Raw genomic sequence first — 17394 nt, 5'->3', positions numbered from 1 at the left:
AAAAAAAGAGCGGGGCCGCGGCCCCGCTCTGTGCATCCGGTGGACTGGATCAGCCCTTCAGTTCTTCGATCAGGTCGATGTATTGCTGCATCGCCTGTTCCTGGCTGTTGCCCTTGAGGGCGGCCCAGGCATCATACTTGGCGCGGCCCACCATGTCGGTGAAGCCAGGACGCGCACCTTCCACGTCACCGCTGCTGGCCTGCTTGAACAGGGCGTAGATCTTCAGCAGGGTCATATTGTCCGGACGCTCGGGCAGGTTCTTGGAATCGGCCTGCGCCTGCGCGAATTGCTCTTGTAAACTCATAACGGCTCCTGTGGGCTAAAAGTGTTGCACATATTGTTGTTAGAGCAATGTCACTATAAATACTTAGCGCATTGACATCCCGATCAGCGACATAATACAAACAAACAGACCACAAACCTTAGAGGAGATGCTCGAATGTTGTCCAAAGCCTTGTTTGGCCGTAAGAAGATGTCGACCGTGGATACGGCATGGCTGAGGATGGATTCGGAGGGCAACCAGATGATGATCGTGGGCGTGGCCATGATGAGCCAGCCCATCGCGCTCGATGGCCTCAAGGAGGCGCTCACCACCCGTTTCCTCGCCTACCGCCGCTTCCGCAGCCGCGTGGTGACGGACCTGACGGGCGCCTGGTGGCAGGAGCAGGAAGTGAACCTGGACGACCACGTGGTGCACCTGCGCCTGGACGACGCCGACGATGGCGGCTGCAACAAGCCGTCGCTGCAGGCGCTGGTGGGCCGGCTGTCGCAGCAGCCGCTGGACCCGGTGCTGCCGCTGTGGCAGATGCACCTGGTCGACAACTGCGTGGGCGAGGACGGCAAGCTGCGCCAGGCCCTGGTCGTGCGCATCCACCACTGCATCGCCGACGGCGTGGCGCTGGTGGGCGTGTTCATGTCCATGTTCGGCGCCCACCCGGACAGCCAGCTGCACCGGCCGTCCGAGCTGGCCGTCGAGGCGGCCGAGGAGAATCCGTGGGAGCAGATCCTGCTGCCGATCACGGCCACCACGGTCAAGGCCATCGACCTGTCGTCGGCCATGTGGCTCAAGTCGATGCGGCTGTGGACCGACATGCCACAGGTGGTCGGCAGGATCGGCCAGCTGGGCCAGACGGCCACCAGGCTGGCGCTGGACGCGGTCAAGCTCACCACCATGGAGGCCGACAGCGCCACCCGCCTGAAGGGCAAACCCAACGGCCGCAAGCACGTGGCCTGGAGCGAGCCGCTGCCGCTGTCCGAGGTCAAGGCCATCAGCAAGGCCTATGGCTGCTCGATCAACGACGTGCTGATGGCCAGCGTGGCCGGCGCCCTGCGCGCCTACCTGCGCGCGTGCGGCGACACGGTGGAGCCGGCCTGCGAGCTGCGCGTGATGGTGCCGGTCAACCTGCGCAAGGCGGACGGCCACCAGAAGCTCGGCAACGCCTTCGGCCTGGTGCCGCTGGTGCTGCCGGTGGGGCTGGAGGACCCGGTGGCGCGGCTGCGCGAGGTGCAGCGTCGCATGGACGACCTGAAGGGCGGCTACACGGCGCTGGTGGCCATGTCGGTGCTCGGCGTGCTGGGCGCCACGCCCAAGCAGGTGCAGAATGAGATTCAGAATTATTTCGCCCGCAAGGCCACGGCCGTGATGAGCAATGTGCCGGGGCCGCGCACGCCGCTGTACATGGCCGGCAGCCAGCTCGACCAGGTCATGTTCTGGGTGCCGCAGTCGGGCGACATCGGCATCGGGGTGTCCATCCTCAGCTACAACGGCGGGGTGCAGTTCGGCATCGTCACGGACGACGCGCTGGCGCGCGATCCGGAGAACATCATCCGCCGCTTCGAACCGGAGTTCGAGAAGCTGGTGCTGCTGGCGCTGATGGACGCGGTCTGAAAAACAGAACGGCGGCCTGCGCTTGCGCGCCGGGCCGCCGGTTCCGGTGCCTGGTCAGGCACTTGTCCAGTATCGCTACTGCGCGGGTCTTACTTCTTCTTCGGATTGACGGCGGCCTTCAGCGTCGCGCCAGCGGAGAATTTCGGGGTCTTCGACGCGGCGATCTTGATCGCTTCGCCGGTGGCAGGGTTGCGGCCTTTACGGGCAGCGCGCTTGGCGACGGCGAACGTGCCGAAGCCGGTGATGCCTACCGTGTCACCCTTTTTCAGGCGCTCGGTGATGATGGCGATCAGCGTGTTTACCGCACCGTTGGCGGCAGCAGCGGACATCTCGGTGCGTTTCGCAAACTCTGCAATCAATTCGCCTTTTTTCATTACTACCTCCTTGGTTAATAGAGCGCGCAGATTAGCATAAATATTGTCAAATGTAATGGTTTCTCGTTGAAGCGGGCCATACAGTAGCTGCCATGCCACGCCGCGCGCCGTAAAATCGCCAGTGTTGGCGGGCGTTATGCGGCGCCGCACCACGTTCTGCCTTGTCTGACAGCGGCCCGCGCGGGCGGCGAAAAAGCCGCGACGCCGGCGCCTGTGGCGCGCCCGCGCGGCCCCGCAAAGGGTTATGATCTGTACCAGCGAGGACATCATCATGAGTTTTTCGGACGAGACCCTGATTGCTTACGCGGACGGCGAACTGGACGAGGCGACCCGCCGCGCCGTCGAGGACGCCATGCGGCAGGACGACAGCGTGGCGCGCCGCGTGGCCCATTACCGGGCGCTGCGCGACGGCCAGTACGCGGCCCAGGCGCCGCGCGAGGGCGCGCGGGCGCGGCGCGGCGCCAACGTGGTGCAGCTGGACGCCGTGCGCGCCAGCCGGGCCGCCAACCACAGCGCGGCGCGGCGCGCGCGCCGGCGGCACTGGGGCTGGCTGGAGTGGGGCGCGCTGGCGCTGGTGCTGTTGGTGGGGATGGTGGCCGGCAAATTCGGCCTGGCCCGCTGGCAGCCCGCGTGGTTCGGACCGCCGGCGCCGGTGTCGGCCGTGGTCACGCGTGACGGCATGCTGGCCGCGCAGGGCGCGCTGGCGTCGGCGCTCAGCTTGCAGATGGGCGGCGCGGCCACGGCGTCGAGCGAAGTGCGGATCGGCCTCAGTTTCCTGTCGCGCGAGGGTGGCTACTGCCGCACGTTCACCCTGGCCGGCACGGGCCAGGAGGTGACGGGACTGGCCTGCCGCGCCGGTGACGCATGGCGGATTCCGGTGCTGGTGCAGGGCGGCAAAGCGCCGCCGCCGATGGGCGTCTATAAGCGCGGGGAGAACATGGTGCACGGCGGGGCGGAGATGCCGACGGCCCTGCTGGAGGCGGTAGACCAGCGCATCGTGGGCGAGATGCTGGAGCCTAGGGCGGAACTGGAGGCGTTGCGGCGGGGGTGGCAGCGCTGAGGACCTGGATGGTCGCGCTGAGTTTGCACGTCGTTCCCGCCTGCGCGGGAACGACGTCGCTTGGAATCTTAAACGGCCAGCAGTTCCACGTCGAAGATCAGGGTGGCGTTTGGCGGGATCACGCCGCCGGCGCCGCGCGAGCCGTAGCCGAGGTCGGCCGGGATGATCAGCTGGCGCACGCCGCCGATCTTCATGCCCTGCACGCCTTCGTCCCAGCCACGGATCACCATGCCGGCGCCCAGCGCGAATTCAAACGGATCGTTGCGGTCTTTGCTCGAATCGAATTTCGGGCCCTTGCTGCCGTCGTCGTTGCGCAGCCAGCCGGTGTAATGCACGGTGACGTTCTGGCCGGCCTTGGCTTCGGCGCCTTCGCCGACGGTCAGTTCGATGTATTGCAGGCCCGAGGCGGTGGTGATGGTGGACATGGTTTTCCTTGTTGGGTCGTTGACGATAATCCCGCATTGTAGAACAAGCGGCCGCGGCCCGCCAAAAAGCGGCCGCGCTGGAGTATCATCGGCGGGCGTCGCCGGCATGGGCCGGCCACCCCCCTGGAATGGAAGCGAAGCCGCATGTCACACCGCCTGTCATACCCCCCATCCGATTCATCCCCCGCCATGCCCGCGCCGCGCGGGAGCCAGCCCTGATGGGCGCGCTGATGCGGTCGTATGGCCGCGCCTGGATGTCGCAATTGCACGGCCGCATGCTGCTGCTGAGCGTGATCCCGTTCGCGCTGGCCGTCGTGCTGTGGGCCGGCCTGCTGTACGTGGGCCTGCAGCCGCTGATCGATGCCCTGCACGCGCTGTTCATCCAGCACGACGCCTTCGCCTACAGCTCCAGCCTGCTCACGTCGCTGGGGCTGGGCATGCTGAAGACGGTGGTGGTGCCCATGATCGCCATGCTGCTGCTGTTGCCGTTGATGATATTGACGGCCCTCGTGTTCATCGGCGTGGCGGCCATGCCGGCCATCGTGCGCCACGTGGGCCAGCGCCGCTACGGCCAGCTCGAACGCAAGCATGGCGGCAGCCTGCTCGGCAGCGCGCTCACGGCGCTGGTCGGCATGCTCGTGTTCATCGGATTGTGGCTGCTCACCCTGCCGCTGTATGCGTTTCCGCCGCTGGCGCTGGTGGTGCAGGCCGCGCTGTGGGGCTGGCTCACCTGCCGCGTGATGGTGTACGACACGCTGGCCGACCATGCCAGCGCCGACGAGCGGGCCGAGGTGCTGCGCCGCCACCGCTGGCCGCTGCTGGCCATCGGCGTGCTGTCGGGCCTGGCCGGCGCGCTGCCGGGCATGCTGTGGCTGGGCGGCACGGCCCTGTCGGTGGTGCTGTTCCCGTTCCTGGCGGCCGCCTCGATCTGGCTGTACGTGGTGATCTTCATCTTCACCGGGCTGTGGTTCGCCCACTACTGCCTGGAGGCGCTGGAACGGCTGCGCGCGGCGCCGCCCATGCGCGACATCAACGACGACAATACGGCGGCGGCCACCTGATACCTTTCTGGTATCACGACCGCCGTCCCACATTTTGCAAACTGAACCGGGGACGGATATGGCAATCGGATTGATCATCATCGGCGACGAAATCCTGTCGGGCCGTCGCACCGACCAGCACTTCACCAAGGTGGTGCGGATGCTGGCCGAGCGCGGCATGCGGCTCGACTGGGCCGAGGTGCTGGGCGACGACCCGGCCCGCATCACGGCCACGCTGCGCCGCACCTTCGCCAGCGGCGACATCGTGTTTTCCTGCGGCGGCATCGGCGCCACGCCGGACGACCACACGCGCCAGGCGGCGGCCGACGCGCTGGGCCTGCCGCTGGTGCTGCACGAGCAGGGCAAGCGCAACATCCAGCAGCGCATCATCCAGATGGGCGAGGAGAGCGGCCAGCCGGCCGACCTGAACTCGGCCGAGAACCTGCACCGGCTGAAGATGGCCGAGTTCGCGCAGGGCGCCGAACTGATCCCCAACCCGTACAACAACGTGGCCGGCTTCGCGCTGCGCGAGCATTACTTCGTGCCCGGCTTCCCGGTCATGGCCTGGCCCATGATCGCGTGGGTGCTCGACCACCACTACGCCCACCTGTTCCACCGCGCGCCGCACAGCGAACAGTCGGTGCTGGTGTATGGCACGGCCGAGTCGGCGCTGACGCCGCTGATGGAGGCGCTCGAGGCGCAGTTCGCGGGCGTGAAGGTGTTCAGCCTGCCCAGCGTGGGCGACGCCAACACGCGCCGCCACATCGAGCTCGGCGTGAAGGGCGCGCCTGAGGCGACGGCCGCCGCGTTCGCGCAACTGTGCGCCGAATTGTCGCGCCTGCAGGTAGAGTACAAGCACCTCTCCTGACGCCTCGCGGCACGCCGTGTTCACGGCCGTTCGCGCCGGGCGCGAACGGCGCTCCCCCTGCGCTTCCTATGTGCGGCAAGCGCCGTTGTTTTTTTGCGAAAAGCCCCGGCGAACGCATTTTTTTCTGCGCACCGGCCCATGCATGTGGCGCCGATGTGGTGGAATGGATGCCAGGCTGTGTGTGATCGGCGCCCCGGTCAACGGGGTGCGCGGCACACGAGTTAAGTGCTGATGGACGTGCGCTTGCAAGACAGCCAACGAAGTGATGAACATGACAAGCAGCAGTGATGCGCGCCCGCTGTTCATCGCGATGATGTGGATGCGATGCGGCGCGCGCTGTGACTGAACAAACGACTGACCGGTTTGAATCCTATGTTAAGCAATCGACGTTTCCGCCGGCCCCGCATCGTCCTGCGCGCGGTGCGCAAACTGCGCGCAGGCGCGGCCGCCATGGGCTATGGCCGGCGCCGCCATCTGCGCGCCGTCCCCCCACCCGCACCGGCCGACGACGCCGTGCTGCTGGCCCACACCCAGCCGGCCTCGCCGCCGCCGTCCGAACCGGTCCAGAGCAAGCGCTCGCGCAACGCCTTCATCGTCGCCATGCTGGTGCTGCTGTCGTGCGGCGTGTACTGGCTGCTGCAGGAGATCCGCACCTCGGCCATGCAGGCGCAGTTCTTCTCCAACCTGGTGGGCAAGCTCACCTACCGCGTGGAACCGGGCCCCAGCGCGTCCATCCGCTTCCCCAAGGACAGCCCGTACGACGAGCGGCTCGGCTACGCCAACATCCCCGACTACCTGGGCAAGCTCAAGACGCGCGACTACACCGTCACGGCCCAGGCCCGTTTCTCGCCCAAGCTGGTGGAGCTGACCGACATGGGCTTGTTCACCACCTACCGCGAAAAGACCAAGACCGGCCTGGCCATCTTCGATTGCCGCGCCCAGCCGCTGTTTACGGCCAGCTATCCGGAGCGCGTGTACGGCAAGTTCAGCGAGGCGCCGCCGGCGCTGGTGCGCAGCCTGCTGTTCATCGAGAACCGCGAGCTGCTCGACAGCAAATACCCGAAGCGTAATCCGGCCGTCGAATGGGACCGCCTGAGCAAGGCCGTGCTGGAGAAGACGGCCAGCACCTTCTCGGGCGGCCACCGCCCGGCCGGCGGCAGCACGCTGGCGACCCAGATCGAGAAGTACCGCCACTCGCCCGAGGGGCGCACCAGCACCCTCAAGGACAAGCTGCAGCAGATGGTGTCGGCCAGCCTGCGCGCCTACCAGCAGGGCGAGGACACCTCGGCCGTGCGGCGCCAGATCGTGATCGACTATCTCAACACCGTGCCGTTGTCGGCCAAGCCCGGCTACGGCGAGGTGAACGGCATCGGCGACGGCATGTGGGTCTGGTACGGGCGCGACTTCGCCGAGGTCAACCGCCTGCTCAGCGGCAAGCTCGACCAGCCCGACGGCGCGCTCGCGTTCAAGCAGGCGCTGAGCCTGATGATCGCCCAGCGCCGCCCCAGCTACTATCTGGGCGAGGGCACGGCCGACCTGGAGACGCTGGCCAATTCCCACCTGCGCCTGCTGGCCCAGGAAGGCGTGATCACGCCGGCCGTGCGCGACGCGGCCCTCAAGCAGCGCCTGCAACCATCCACCGGCACCGGCGTGCAGGCCGCGCCGGCCATGTCCTATGTGACGCGCAAGGCGTCGAACGCGGTGCGCACCCACCTGGCCAGCCTGATCGGCGACAACCGGCTGTACAACCTGGACCGGCTCGACCTGAGCGTGGTCAGCACGCTGGACGCGCGCGCGCAGAAGGCCGTCACCCAGGTGCTGCGCGACTTGCGCGACCCCGAGATGGCCAAGGCCGCCGGCCTGACCGGCAAGGGCATGCTGGGCAACGGCGACCCGGCCCACGTGGTGTACAGCTTCACGCTGCTGGAGAAGGGCGAGCAGGCCAACCTGCTGCGGCTGCAGACCGATAACTTCGACCAGCCGCTCGACATCAACGAGGGCGCCAAGCTGGACCTCGGCTCCACGGCCAAGCTGCGCACGCTGGTCACCTACCTCGACATCGTCGACCAGCTGCACACGCGCTACGGCGGCATGGACACGGCGGCCCTGAACAAGGTGGTGGTCGATCCGCAGGACAAGCTGTCGCAGTGGGCGATCGACTACTTCAAGGCGCTGCCGCTCGACAAGGGCGGGCGCGAGCTGACGCCGATGCTGAACGCGGCCATGGAGCGCAAGTACTCGGGCAACCCCGGCGAGGGCTTCTTCACGGGCGGCGGCCTGCACCACTTCGGCAACTTCTCCAAGGAAGACAACAACAAGATCCTGACCGTGACGGAGGCGCTGCGCCACTCGACCAACCTGGTGTTCGTGCGCCTGATGCGCGACGTGGCCAAGTTCTACATGTTCCAGTCGCCCGGTTCCACGGCCTCGCTGCTGCAGGACGCCGACGATCCGCGCCGCGCCGAGTACCTGGCCCGCTTCGCCGACAAGGAGGGGCGCGAGTTCATGAACCGCTTCTACGCCAAGTACAAGGGCAAGAAGGGCGACGAGCTGGAAAAAACGCTGCTGGCCAACATCCGCGGCACGCCGGTGCGGCTGGCCGTGATCCACCGCACGCTGTACCCGGAGGCGACCGAGGAGCAGTTCGCCGCCTTCCTGAAGGACAACCTGCCGTCGCAGAACGAGGTGCCGCCCGAGCGCGTGGCCAAGCTGTACGAGCAGTACGCGATCGACAAGTGGTCGCTGGCCGACCGCGGCTACCTGGCCTCGGTGCACCCGCTGGAGATGTGGATGGCGGCCTACATGCGCAGCCATCCGGGCGCCACGCTGAGCGAGATGACGGCCGCCAGCGAGCAGCAGCGCCAGGAGGTCTACCAGTGGCTGTTCAAGACCCACCACAAGCACGCGCAGGACAAGCGCATCGTCGGCCTGCTGGAGATGGAGGGCTTCATGAAGATCCACGCCCAGTGGAAGAAGATGGGCTATCCGTTCGACTCGCTGGTGCCGTCCTACGCCACCACGCTGGGCGCCTCGGCCGACCGGCCGGCCGCGCTGGCCGAGTTGATGGGCATCCTCGTCAACGGCGGCGTGCGCAAGCCCAGCCAGCGCATCTCGTCGCTTCACTTCGCGGCCGGCACGCCGTACGACACCCAGGTGGCGCCCGGCAAGAGCACGCTGAGCGAGCGGGTGCTGTCGCCGGAGGTGGCGCGCGTGGTGGTCGACGCCATCCGTGGCGTGGTGTCGGACGGTACGGCCAAGCGGGCCCGCATGGCCTTCGTCAAATCGGACGGCACCGTGATCCCGGTCGGCGGCAAGACCGGCACCGGCGACCAGCGCTTCGACATCTTCGCCCCCGGCGGGCGCCTGATCGAGTCGCGCTATGTGAACCGCTCGGCCACGTTCGTGTTCAACATCGGCGAACGCTTCTTCGGCAGCATGACGGCCTATGTGCGCGGGCCGGAATCGAAGAACTACGACTTCACCAGCGCGCTGCCGGTGCAGTTGCTGACCGTGCTGGCGCCGAGCCTGATGCCGCTGATCGAACCGAACCCGGTCAAGCCGGCCACCATCCAGAACGCGGCCGCCGGCACGGCCGCCGCCGCCGCCGCGCCGTTGCCGCCGTGCGGCGGTGGCAGCAACGGCGGCTGACGCTCACCGGCCGGGCGCCGCGCGCGCCCGGTCCGGCGCGCGCGGCGCTTGCAAAACGGCGCAATTGTTGGCAAGGTGACAGCCCATGAAACCTGTCCGCCACACCATGTCCAAAATCCTCAAGTTCACGCAATTTTCCGTGCGTGACCTGCTCGTCGCCGCCGCGCCCACCTTGCTCGCCCTCGCCGGCGTGTGCGTGCTCGCCTATGTGCTGGTCGATCCTTCGCCGCCGCGCCGCGTGGTGCTGTCCACCGGCCAGGAGAACAGCGCCTACGAACAGATCGGCAAGAAATACGCGGCCGCGCTGGAAAAGCATGGCGTCAAGGTCACGCTGGTGCAATCGGCCGGCTCGGGCGAGAACCTGCGCCGGCTCAAGAGCGGCGCGGTCGACATCGCCTTCGTGCAGAGCGGCTCGACCGACGAGGCGGCGGCGGAGCGGGAAGGGCTGGTGTCGCTGGGCAGCCTGTTCACGGAACCGATGTGGCTGTTCCTGCGCGAGACCAAGGGCAAGCCCATCACCCGGCTCACCCAGCTCAAGGGCAAGAAGATCAATTTCGGTCCCAAGGGCGCGGGCGCGCCGCGCCTGTTCAAGCAGGTGCTGGCGCTGAACGGCATCGAGCCCGAGGAGGTGATCCGCAGCTCGCTGGCCAACACGCCGGCCACGGTGGAATTGCTGGAGGGGCGCATCGACGGCCTCGTGTTCACCTCGGCGCCGGAAGCGCCGCTGATCCAGATGCTGCTGCAGACGCCGGGCATCCAGTTGTTCGATTTCGACCAGGCCGAGGCGTATGCGCGCAAGCTGCCGTTCCTCACCCACGTGGTGCTGCCGCGCGGCATCGTCGACCTGGGCCGCGACCTGCCGCCCGTCGATTACAACCTGATCGCGCCCACGGCCACGCTGGTGGCGCGCGACAGCCTGCACCCGGCGCTGATCGACCTGTTCGTGCAGGCGGCCTCATCGATCCATAGCGGCGCCGGCTGGTTCCAGCAGCAGGGCCAGTTCCCGTCGGCGCGCTACACCGAGATTCCCGTCGCGCCGGCCGCCGCCAAATTCTACAAGGATGGACCGCCGTTCCTGCAACGCTACATGAGCTTCTGGCTGGCCAATTTCTTCGACCGCATGTGGGTGCTGGTGCTGGGGCTGGGCGCGCTGATCCTGCCGCTGTCGAAGGTGGTGCCGCCGCTGTATGTATGGCGCATCCGGTCGCGCGTGTACCGCTGGTACGGCCAGCTGCGCACGGTGGAGCAGGCGCTCGAGGACGCCCAGTCGCAGGGCGAGCGCCGCATGGAGATCTACGCGGCGCAGCTGGTGCGCCTCAACGAGATCGAGGAGATGGTCAACCAGATTTCCATCCCGCTGTCGTTCGCCGACGGTCTGTATGGCTTGCGCAGCCACATCAACTTCGTGCGCGAGCGGGTGCTGGGCCTGCTGAGCGAGGCCGCGCCCGTCGTGCCGGCGGCCGTGCCCGTGTGAGCGGGCGCGCGCCGGCGTGACCGGGTCAGCTCAGGCGCCCACCCACGGCAGGCCGGCCCGGCACCAGCCGTTGACGTTCTTGCGGTGGCCGGCCTCGTCCTTGTCGCCCTCGAAGCCCTCCAGCACATCGTAGCAATGTTGATAACCAAACTCCGTGGCCAGCTTGGCCGCATGGCGCGAACGCACGCCGGAGCGGCATAAAAACAACAGTACCTGATCCTTGCGGGCCTGGCTGTTGAGCTGCTCGATGAACTCATGGTTGGCCACGCCGCCCGGGTAGGTCGACCACTGGACCGCACCATGTTGGGTCTCCGGTACGGCCACCCGGCCCACCCAGTCGCGCTCGGCGTTGGTGCGCACGTCGATCAGCTTGATGTGCGGGTCCGCCTGCAGCAATTCCCACGCTTCCTGCGGATTGACGGCGCCGGCGTACGGCCAGTCCTTGCTGCGGGCGCGGGCCAGGGCCAGGATTGCATCTACATCGCTCATGTTATGTTCCGGAAAGGAGATTAAGTTTATTATAGAGGCCCTGAACGTCCGTGCAGCGCGCACGCACCAAACGAGGGCATTTTTGGCGATTTTTTTGAAAATGCACGAAATAGGTGCATTTCCGCAAAATCGCACCATAATGGAGCAGTCTTGCGCTGGCGCAAACCAGCCTGATTTGGCTGGCCGGACGATTTTAGAATCATTTGCCAGCAAGTTCCAAGTTGGTTCTGGCAGATGGTGAGAATTTTGAGCTGGCACGGATACTGCTTAACCCCATGATGAGTTTCGGTCGCACTACACGGGGACGCGCAGAACATCCGCGCACGCACAGTTGGTCGGCTCACCCACACATTCCCTTTAGGAGATTCGCATGGCATTGACAGCCGCAGAAGTGATGAAGATGGTGAAGGACAACGAAGTCAAATTCGTTGATTTTCGTTTCGCCGATACCCGTGGTAAAGAGCAGCACGTGACCGTGCCCGTGTCGCACTTCGACATGGATAAATTCGAGTCGGGCCACGCGTTCGACGGTTCCTCGATCGCCGGCTGGAAGGGCATCGAAGCGTCCGACATGATCCTGCTGCCGGATCCGAACACGGCCAACATCGACCCGTTCATGGAAGAAACCACCCTGTTCATGCAGTGCGACGTGATCGAACCGTCGGACGGCAAGGGCTACGACCGCGACCCGCGCTCGATCGCCAAGCGCGCCGAAGCCTACCTGAAATCGTCGGGCATGGGCGACACCGCCTACTTCGGTCCCGAGCCGGAATTCTTCATCTTCGACAGCGTGCGCTGGAAGGTCGACATGTCCGGCTGCTTCGTCAAGATCGAATCGGACGAAGCCTCGTGGAGCACCGACAAGGAAATCGAAGGCGGCAACAGCGGCCACCGTCCAGCGGTCAAGGGCGGCTACTTCCCAGTGCCACCAGTCGACAGCTTCCAGGACATGCGTTCGGAAATGTGCCTGATCCTCGAATCGCTGGGCATCCCGGTCGAAGTGCACCACCACGAAGTGGCCGGCGCCGGCCAGAACGAAATCGGCACCAAGTTCTCGACCCTGGTCGAGCGCGCCGACTGGACCCAGAACCTGAAGTACGTGGTGTGGAACGTGGCGCACAGCTACGGCAAGACCGCCACCTTCATGCCTAAGCCTATCGTGGGCGACAACGGCTCGGGCATGCACGTGCACCAGTCGATCTGGAAAGACGGCAAGAACCTGTTCGCCGGCGACGGCTATGCCGGCCTGTCCGACACCGCGCTGTTCTACATCGGCGGTATCATCAAGCACGCCAAGGCCCTGAACGCCATCACCAACCCGGGCACCAACTCGTACAAGCGCCTGGTGCCAGGCTACGAAGCCCCGGTCAAGCTGGCCTACTCGGCCCGCAACCGTTCCGCTTCGATCCGCATCCCGCACGTGGCCAATCCTAAGGGCCGCCGCATCGAGACCCGTTTCCCGGACCCACTGGCGAACGTGTACCTGTGCTTCGCCGCGCTGCTGATGGCCGGTCTGGACGGCATCATCAACAAGATCCATCCGGGCGAAGCCGCTTCCAAAGACCTGTACCACCTGCCGCCTGAGGAAGATGCACTGATCCCGACCGTCTGCTCCTCGCTGGAAGAGGCGCTGGACAACCTGAACAAAGACCGCGAGTTCCTGACCCGTGGCGGCGTGTTCAGCGATTCGATGATCGATGCCTACATCGAACTGAAGATGCAGGACGTGCAGCGTATGCGCATGACCACGCACCCGATCGAATTCGACATGTACTACTCGCTGTAATGGCAGCGCGCCGGCCCCCGGGCCGGCGCCCGCCGTATGGCCAGAACGCGAGGCGAGCCCCGGCTTTCCTCGCGTTTTTCTTTGGATGTTGTATATTCGGGTTGCATCGAAGTTCTTCACGGATAGGGAATGACAACACGCTTACTACCGTTGCTGCTGTTGCTGGCAGCCAGCGCCGCCCGGGCCGACGGCCCCATCTACCTGTGCGTGGACGCGGCCGGCCACAAGGAGCTGACGGACACCAACAAGCCGGGCTGCAAGCTGCTCGACGTGCCCGGCAACGCCATCCCGGCGCCGCCGCGCCGCCAGGCGCCCGCCCCCATGCGCGCCGCGCCGGCGCCGGCCGATTTTCCGCGCGTCGACAGCGCCGAACAGAAGGCGCGCGACGCCGACCGGCTCGGCATCCTCAACGAGGAGTTGCGCAACGAACAGCAGAAGCTGGCCGACTTGCGCAAGGAGTTCAACAACGGCGAGCCGGAACGCCACGGCGATGAACGCAACTACGCCAAATACCAGGAACGGGTGGCGCAGATGCGCGACAGCATCAGCCGCTCGGAAAAGAATATCGAAGCCTTGAAGCGCGAGATCGCGAATATCCGATGAATGCTGTGAACACGAGCGCCCACGCGGGCGAGGCCATGCCGTCGCTGGCCGGGCTGGAATTGCTGGCCTCGGCCGTGGTGCTGGTGGACGGCGCCGGCCGCATCGCCTACGCCAACGCGGCCGCCGAGAACCTGCTGGAGAGCTCGCTCAAGGCGCTGTCGCGCCAGAAGCTCAGCGCCCAGTTCCTCAACCCCGAGGAGCTCGAGCACATCTGCATCCAGGCGCGCCAGCACAAGTTCGCCGACCTGCGCCAGGACCTGACGCTGGAGCGGGCCGGGCGCGACCCGCTGCACGTGCACAGCATCGTCTCGGCGCTCGACGAGCCGCGCGACCACATCCTGATCGAGCTGCGCGAGCATCTGCAGCACCTCAAGCTGGACCGCGAGGAGCGCATGCTCGACCAGAGCCAGGTCAACAAGGAGCTGATCCGCAACCTGGCGCACGAGATCAAGAACCCGCTGGGCGGCATCCGCGGCGCGGCCCAGCTGCTGGAGATGGAATTGCCGCCGCTGCACCTGGGCCAGCTGCGCGAATACACGCAGGTCATCATCAAGGAGGCCGACCGGCTGCAAACGCTGGTGGACCGCCTGCTGGCGCCGCACCGCCGGCCGCACATCGTGGGCGACGTCAACATCCACGAGGTGTGCGAGCGCGTGCGCAGCCTGATCCTGGCCGAGTTCCCCACCGGGCTGGCGATCCGGCGCGACTACGACGCCTCGATTCCCGAGTTCCGCGGCGACAAGGAGCAGCTGATCCAGACCGTGCTCAACATCGCCCACAACGCGGCCCAGGCGCTGTCGGCCCGCATCGAGGCCGGCGACGCGGAGCTGATTTTCAAGACCCGCGTGGCGCGCCAGGTGACGTTGGCCAAGGTCCGCTACGGGCTGGCATTAGATTTGCATATCATCGACAATGGACCGGGCATCGCACCCCAGATCCGCGACCGCATCTTCTATCCGCTCGTGTCGGGCAGGGAAGGCGGCAGCGGTCTGGGATTGACCTTGGCGCAAACCTTCGTGCAGCAGCACCTGGGCGTGATCGAGTGCGAGAGCCGGCCTGGATACACGGATTTCCGCATCCTGCTGCCGCTGCCATAAGCAGCGCGCCGGCCGGTGCGCATCCGGGGTCCCTTGATAGCCGATCCAATTGCGGGAACCACATTACACATGAAGCCAATCTGGATAGTAGACGACGACGAGTCGATCCGTTGGGTACTGGAAAAAGCGCTGGCGCGGGAAAACCTCGCCACCAAGAGTTTTTCGAACGCGCGCGACGCCATCGCCGCGCTCGAGTACGAGACGCCGCAGGTGCTGGTGTCCGACATCCGCATGCCGGGCGACTCCGGCCTTGATCTGCTGGCGCTGGTCAAGTCGCGCCACCCGGGCCTGCCCGTCATCATCATCACGGCGTTCTCCGACCTCGACTCGGCCGTGGCCGCGTTCCAGGGCGGCGCCTTCGAATACCTGGCCAAGCCGTTCGACATCGACAAGGCCGTCGAACTGATCCGGCGCGCGCTCGACGAGAGCCTGCGCGAAACCAGCGTGGAATCGGGCCCGGCCGACACGCCCGAGATCCTCGGCCAGGCGCCGGCCATGCAGGAGGTGTTCCGCGCCATCGGCCGCCTGTCGCAATCGAACGTGACGGTGCTGATCACCGGCGAATCCGGCTCCGGCAAGGAGCTGGTGGCGCGCGCGCTGCACAAGCACAGCCCGCGCGCGGCGCAGCCGTTCATCGCGCTGAACACGGCCGCCATCCCCAAGGACCTGCTGGAGTCGGAACTGTTCGGCCATGAGCGCGGCGCGTTCACGGGCGCCCAGGCCACGCGCCGCGGCCGCTTCGAGCAGGCCGAGAACGGCACGCTGTTCCTCGACGAGATCGGCGACATGCCGTTCGACCTGCAGACGCGCCTGCTGCGCGTGCTGTCGGACGGCCACTTCTACCGCGTCGGCGGGCACCAGCCATTGAAGGCCAATGTGCGCGTGATCACGGCCACCCACCAGAACCTCGAACAGCGCGTGCGCGACGGCCTGTTCCGCGAGGACTTGTACCACCGGCTCAACGTGATCCGCCTGCGCCTGCCCAGTTTGCGGGAGCGGCGCGAGGACATCCCCATCCTGGTGCGCCATTTCCTGGTGCAGAGCGCGCGCCAGCTCGGCGTGGAAGCCAAGCGCATGAGCGACGCCACGCTGCATTTCCTGAGCGGCCTGGACCTGCCGGGCAATGTGCGCCAGCTCGAGAACCTGTGCAACTGGATCACCGTGATGGCGCCCGGCCAGACGGTGGAGGTGAAGGACTTGCCGCTGGAGCTGACCCAGGGCCAGGACCCGGGCGGCCACAGCCCGGCCGCGCCGGCGCCGGCCCACGAATCGTTCAGCATGGCGCACCACGGCACCGTGTCGTCGGTGCCGCCGGCGCTGGCCGAGGCCACCTTGCACGGCGGGCCGGACAGCTGGCTCACGCTGCTGGAACTGCAGGCCGCGAGCATGCTCAGCAACGGCCAGCATGAGGTGATGGACGTGCTCGGCCGCCAGTTCGAATCGGCCCTGATCCGCACCGCCCTCAAGCACACGCACGGGCGCAAGAACGACGCCGCCGTGCGGCTGGGCATAGGCCGCAACACCATCACCCGCAAGATCGCCGAACTGGGCATCGACGGCGCCAAGGACGACTGACGTCCGTCGCGTCCCCGGCGGCCCGCGCAATGCGGTAAGCTCTTGGCTTGTTCGCCAGGAGCTTTTTTTTTATGGATTTGTATGCTGATTAACTGCGTGGTGTACCAGGATGGCCAGAAGCTGGCCGATATTCCCGTCGAGGACATCAGCGAGTACGTCTCCCGCCCCGAATGCTTCGTGTGGGTCGCGCTGCGCGACGCGGACGCGGCCGAGCTGTCCGTCATGCGGCATGAGTTCGGCCTGCACGAACTGGCCGTGGAGGATGCGCAGCGCGGCAATCAGCGCCCCAAGATCGAGGAATACGGCGACTCGCTGTTCGTGGTGGCCAAGATGGTGGAGTTCGAGCACGAGCAGTTGACGGTGGGCGAGGTGGACGTGTTCGTCGGCGCCAACTACGTGCTGTCGAACCGCAGCAACAGCAGCCACGGCTTCCTCGGCGTGCGCGCGCGCGCCGAGCACGAGCCGCATCTGCTGCGCCAGGGCCCGGCCTTCGTGCTGTACGCCCTGCTCGACGCCGTGGTCGACCGCTATTTCCCGGTGGCCGATGCGCTGGAGGTGGAGCTGGAGGAGATCGAGGAGCGCATCTTCCTGCACGGCTCGCAGCGCGACAACATCGAACGGCTGTATGAACTCAAGCGCAAGGTGATGGCCGTGCGCCACGCCGTGCTGCCGCTGATGGAGGCGACCGGCAAGCTGCACGGCGGCCGCGTGCCGGCCATGTGCCTGGACACCCAGGAATACTTCCGCGACGTGCACGACCACCTGCACCGCATCAGCGCCACGCTCGACAACGTGCGCGACACCATCAGCACGGCGATCCAGGTCAACCTGTCGATGGTGGCCATCGAGGAGGGCGAGGTGAACAAGCGGCTGGCCGCCTGGGCCGCCATCTTCGCCATCTGCACCGCCTTCGCCGGCATCTGGGGCATGAACTTCAAGGTCATGCCGGAGCTGGAGTGGAAGTATGGCTATCCGGCCGCCGTCGCCATCATGGTGTCGGTGTGCCTGTACCTGTACCGGCGCTTCAAGCGCGCCGGCTGGTTGTAGGGCGGTGGCGGCGGCCGGCG

The 17394-nt window shown here is 66.5% G+C and carries 15 protein-coding genes; 11 read left to right on the top strand and 4 right to left on the bottom strand.

Annotated elements, in window-relative coordinates; translation table 11 throughout:
* Window positions 1–49: 49 nt before the first annotated feature.
* Entirely contained in the window at window positions 50–304 is a 255-nt protein-coding gene (locus AC1RQG_RS07775; protein WP_493129967.1) for an acyl-CoA-binding protein, read from the bottom strand.
* A 135-nt stretch (window positions 305–439) separates the two neighbouring features.
* Between AC1RQG_RS07775 and AC1RQG_RS07770 the strand changes: the two genes are divergently transcribed.
* A complete protein-coding gene (locus AC1RQG_RS07770; protein WP_493129965.1) occupies window positions 440–1888 on the top strand; it encodes a wax ester/triacylglycerol synthase family O-acyltransferase in 1449 nt (482 codons plus the stop codon).
* Between the two features lie 89 nt (window positions 1889–1977).
* On the opposite strand, the gene AC1RQG_RS07765 is transcribed toward AC1RQG_RS07770, so the two are convergent.
* A complete protein-coding gene (locus AC1RQG_RS07765) occupies window positions 1978–2262 on the bottom strand; it encodes an HU family DNA-binding protein (RefSeq protein ID WP_182154442.1) in 285 nt (94 codons plus the stop codon).
* Window positions 2263–2533: 271 nt separating this feature from the next.
* Between AC1RQG_RS07765 and AC1RQG_RS07760 the strand changes: the two genes are divergently transcribed.
* Window positions 2534–3322 carry an anti-sigma factor gene (locus AC1RQG_RS07760; RefSeq protein ID WP_493129963.1) on the top strand — a complete coding sequence of 263 codons (789 nt, stop codon included), beginning with the start codon at window positions 2534–2536 and terminating at the stop codon, window positions 3320–3322.
* Window positions 3323–3390: 68 nt separating this feature from the next.
* Here AC1RQG_RS07760 and AC1RQG_RS07755 read toward each other — a convergent pair whose 3' ends face one another.
* Entirely contained in the window at window positions 3391–3747 is a 357-nt protein-coding gene (locus tag AC1RQG_RS07755) for an FKBP-type peptidyl-prolyl cis-trans isomerase (RefSeq protein ID WP_182220867.1), read from the bottom strand.
* Between the two features lie 218 nt (window positions 3748–3965).
* On the opposite strand from AC1RQG_RS07755, the gene AC1RQG_RS07750 reads away from it, so the two are divergent.
* The 4 genes from AC1RQG_RS07750 to AC1RQG_RS07735 all read left to right on the top strand — a co-directional run bounded on the left by AC1RQG_RS07750 (window position 3966) and on the right by AC1RQG_RS07735 (window position 10777).
* Entirely contained in the window at window positions 3966–4808 is an 843-nt protein-coding gene (locus AC1RQG_RS07750; protein ID WP_493129961.1) for an EI24 domain-containing protein, read from the top strand.
* Window positions 4809–4866: 58 nt separating this feature from the next.
* Window positions 4867–5655 (top strand): competence/damage-inducible protein A, encoded by a 789-nt coding sequence (locus tag AC1RQG_RS07745; RefSeq protein WP_493129959.1) that lies wholly within the window; start codon window positions 4867–4869, stop codon window positions 5653–5655.
* A 600-nt stretch (window positions 5656–6255) separates the two neighbouring features.
* Window positions 6256–9303, top strand: coding sequence for a transglycosylase domain-containing protein (locus AC1RQG_RS07740; RefSeq protein WP_493130038.1), 3048 nt, complete (start codon window positions 6256–6258; stop codon window positions 9301–9303).
* 106 nt (window positions 9304–9409) lie between these two features.
* Window positions 9410–10777, top strand: coding sequence for a TAXI family TRAP transporter solute-binding subunit (locus AC1RQG_RS07735; RefSeq protein WP_493130036.1), 1368 nt, complete (start codon window positions 9410–9412; stop codon window positions 10775–10777).
* A 30-nt stretch (window positions 10778–10807) separates the two neighbouring features.
* Here AC1RQG_RS07735 and AC1RQG_RS07730 read toward each other — a convergent pair whose 3' ends face one another.
* Window positions 10808–11266, bottom strand: coding sequence for a rhodanese-like domain-containing protein (locus AC1RQG_RS07730; protein ID WP_493129957.1), 459 nt, complete (start codon window positions 11264–11266; stop codon window positions 10808–10810).
* A 370-nt stretch (window positions 11267–11636) separates the two neighbouring features.
* On the opposite strand from AC1RQG_RS07730, the gene glnA reads away from it, so the two are divergent.
* From glnA to corA, 5 genes are all read left to right on the top strand, one after another.
* Window positions 11637–13052: a type I glutamate--ammonia ligase gene (glnA, locus tag AC1RQG_RS07725; protein WP_493129955.1), complete on the top strand. Its 1416-nt coding sequence runs from the start codon at window positions 11637–11639 to the stop codon at window positions 13050–13052.
* 129 nt (window positions 13053–13181) lie between these two features.
* Window positions 13182–13655, top strand: a complete 474-nt coding sequence (locus AC1RQG_RS07720) for a DUF4124 domain-containing protein (RefSeq protein WP_493129953.1) — start codon at window positions 13182–13184, stop codon at window positions 13653–13655.
* On the top strand, window positions 13652–14752 hold the full coding sequence (glnL, locus tag AC1RQG_RS07715; RefSeq protein WP_493129951.1) for a nitrogen regulation protein NR(II): 1101 nt from the start codon (window positions 13652–13654) through the stop codon (window positions 14750–14752). The genes AC1RQG_RS07720 and glnL overlap by 4 nt, the downstream gene beginning before the upstream one ends.
* Before the next feature lie 69 nt (window positions 14753–14821).
* Entirely contained in the window at window positions 14822–16327 is a 1506-nt protein-coding gene (ntrC, locus tag AC1RQG_RS07710; protein ID WP_493129949.1) for a nitrogen regulation protein NR(I), read from the top strand.
* An 81-nt stretch (window positions 16328–16408) separates the two neighbouring features.
* A complete protein-coding gene (gene corA, locus AC1RQG_RS07705) occupies window positions 16409–17374 on the top strand; it encodes a magnesium/cobalt transporter CorA (protein WP_493129947.1) in 966 nt (321 codons plus the stop codon).
* Window positions 17375–17394: the final 20 nt, after the last annotated feature.

The organism is Rugamonas sp. GW822-FHT03B10 (genome assembly GCF_058801745.1).
Note: the sequence above shows the minus strand (reverse complement) of the source record. Positions and strands in the feature narration are given on the sequence as shown.

What these genes read in the sequence shown, in the direction of transcription:
- AC1RQG_RS07775 (WP_493129967.1), bottom strand. Translation starts at nt 304, where the DNA reads ATGAGTTTACAAGAGCAATTCGCGCAGGCGCAGGCCGATTCCAAGAAC.
- AC1RQG_RS07770 (WP_493129965.1), top strand. Translation starts at nt 440, where the DNA reads ATGTTGTCCAAAGCCTTGTTTGGCCGTAAGAAGATGTCGACCGTGGAT.
- AC1RQG_RS07765 (WP_182154442.1), bottom strand. Translation starts at nt 2,262, where the DNA reads ATGAAAAAAGGCGAATTGATTGCAGAGTTTGCGAAACGCACCGAGATG.
- AC1RQG_RS07760 (WP_493129963.1), top strand. Translation starts at nt 2,534, where the DNA reads ATGAGTTTTTCGGACGAGACCCTGATTGCTTACGCGGACGGCGAACTG.
- AC1RQG_RS07755 (WP_182220867.1), bottom strand. Translation starts at nt 3,747, where the DNA reads ATGTCCACCATCACCACCGCCTCGGGCCTGCAATACATCGAACTGACC.
- AC1RQG_RS07750 (WP_493129961.1), top strand. Translation starts at nt 3,966, where the DNA reads ATGGGCGCGCTGATGCGGTCGTATGGCCGCGCCTGGATGTCGCAATTG.
- AC1RQG_RS07745 (WP_493129959.1), top strand. Translation starts at nt 4,867, where the DNA reads ATGGCAATCGGATTGATCATCATCGGCGACGAAATCCTGTCGGGCCGT.
- AC1RQG_RS07740 (WP_493130038.1), top strand. Translation starts at nt 6,256, where the DNA reads ATGCTGGTGCTGCTGTCGTGCGGCGTGTACTGGCTGCTGCAGGAGATC.
- AC1RQG_RS07735 (WP_493130036.1), top strand. Translation starts at nt 9,410, where the DNA reads ATGTCCAAAATCCTCAAGTTCACGCAATTTTCCGTGCGTGACCTGCTC.
- AC1RQG_RS07730 (WP_493129957.1), bottom strand. Translation starts at nt 11,266, where the DNA reads ATGAGCGATGTAGATGCAATCCTGGCCCTGGCCCGCGCCCGCAGCAAG.
- glnA (WP_493129955.1), top strand. Translation starts at nt 11,637, where the DNA reads ATGGCATTGACAGCCGCAGAAGTGATGAAGATGGTGAAGGACAACGAA.
- AC1RQG_RS07720 (WP_493129953.1), top strand. Translation starts at nt 13,182, where the DNA reads ATGACAACACGCTTACTACCGTTGCTGCTGTTGCTGGCAGCCAGCGCC.
- glnL (WP_493129951.1), top strand. Translation starts at nt 13,652, where the DNA reads ATGAATGCTGTGAACACGAGCGCCCACGCGGGCGAGGCCATGCCGTCG.
- ntrC (WP_493129949.1), top strand. Translation starts at nt 14,822, where the DNA reads ATGAAGCCAATCTGGATAGTAGACGACGACGAGTCGATCCGTTGGGTA.
- corA (WP_493129947.1), top strand. Translation starts at nt 16,409, where the DNA reads ATGCTGATTAACTGCGTGGTGTACCAGGATGGCCAGAAGCTGGCCGAT.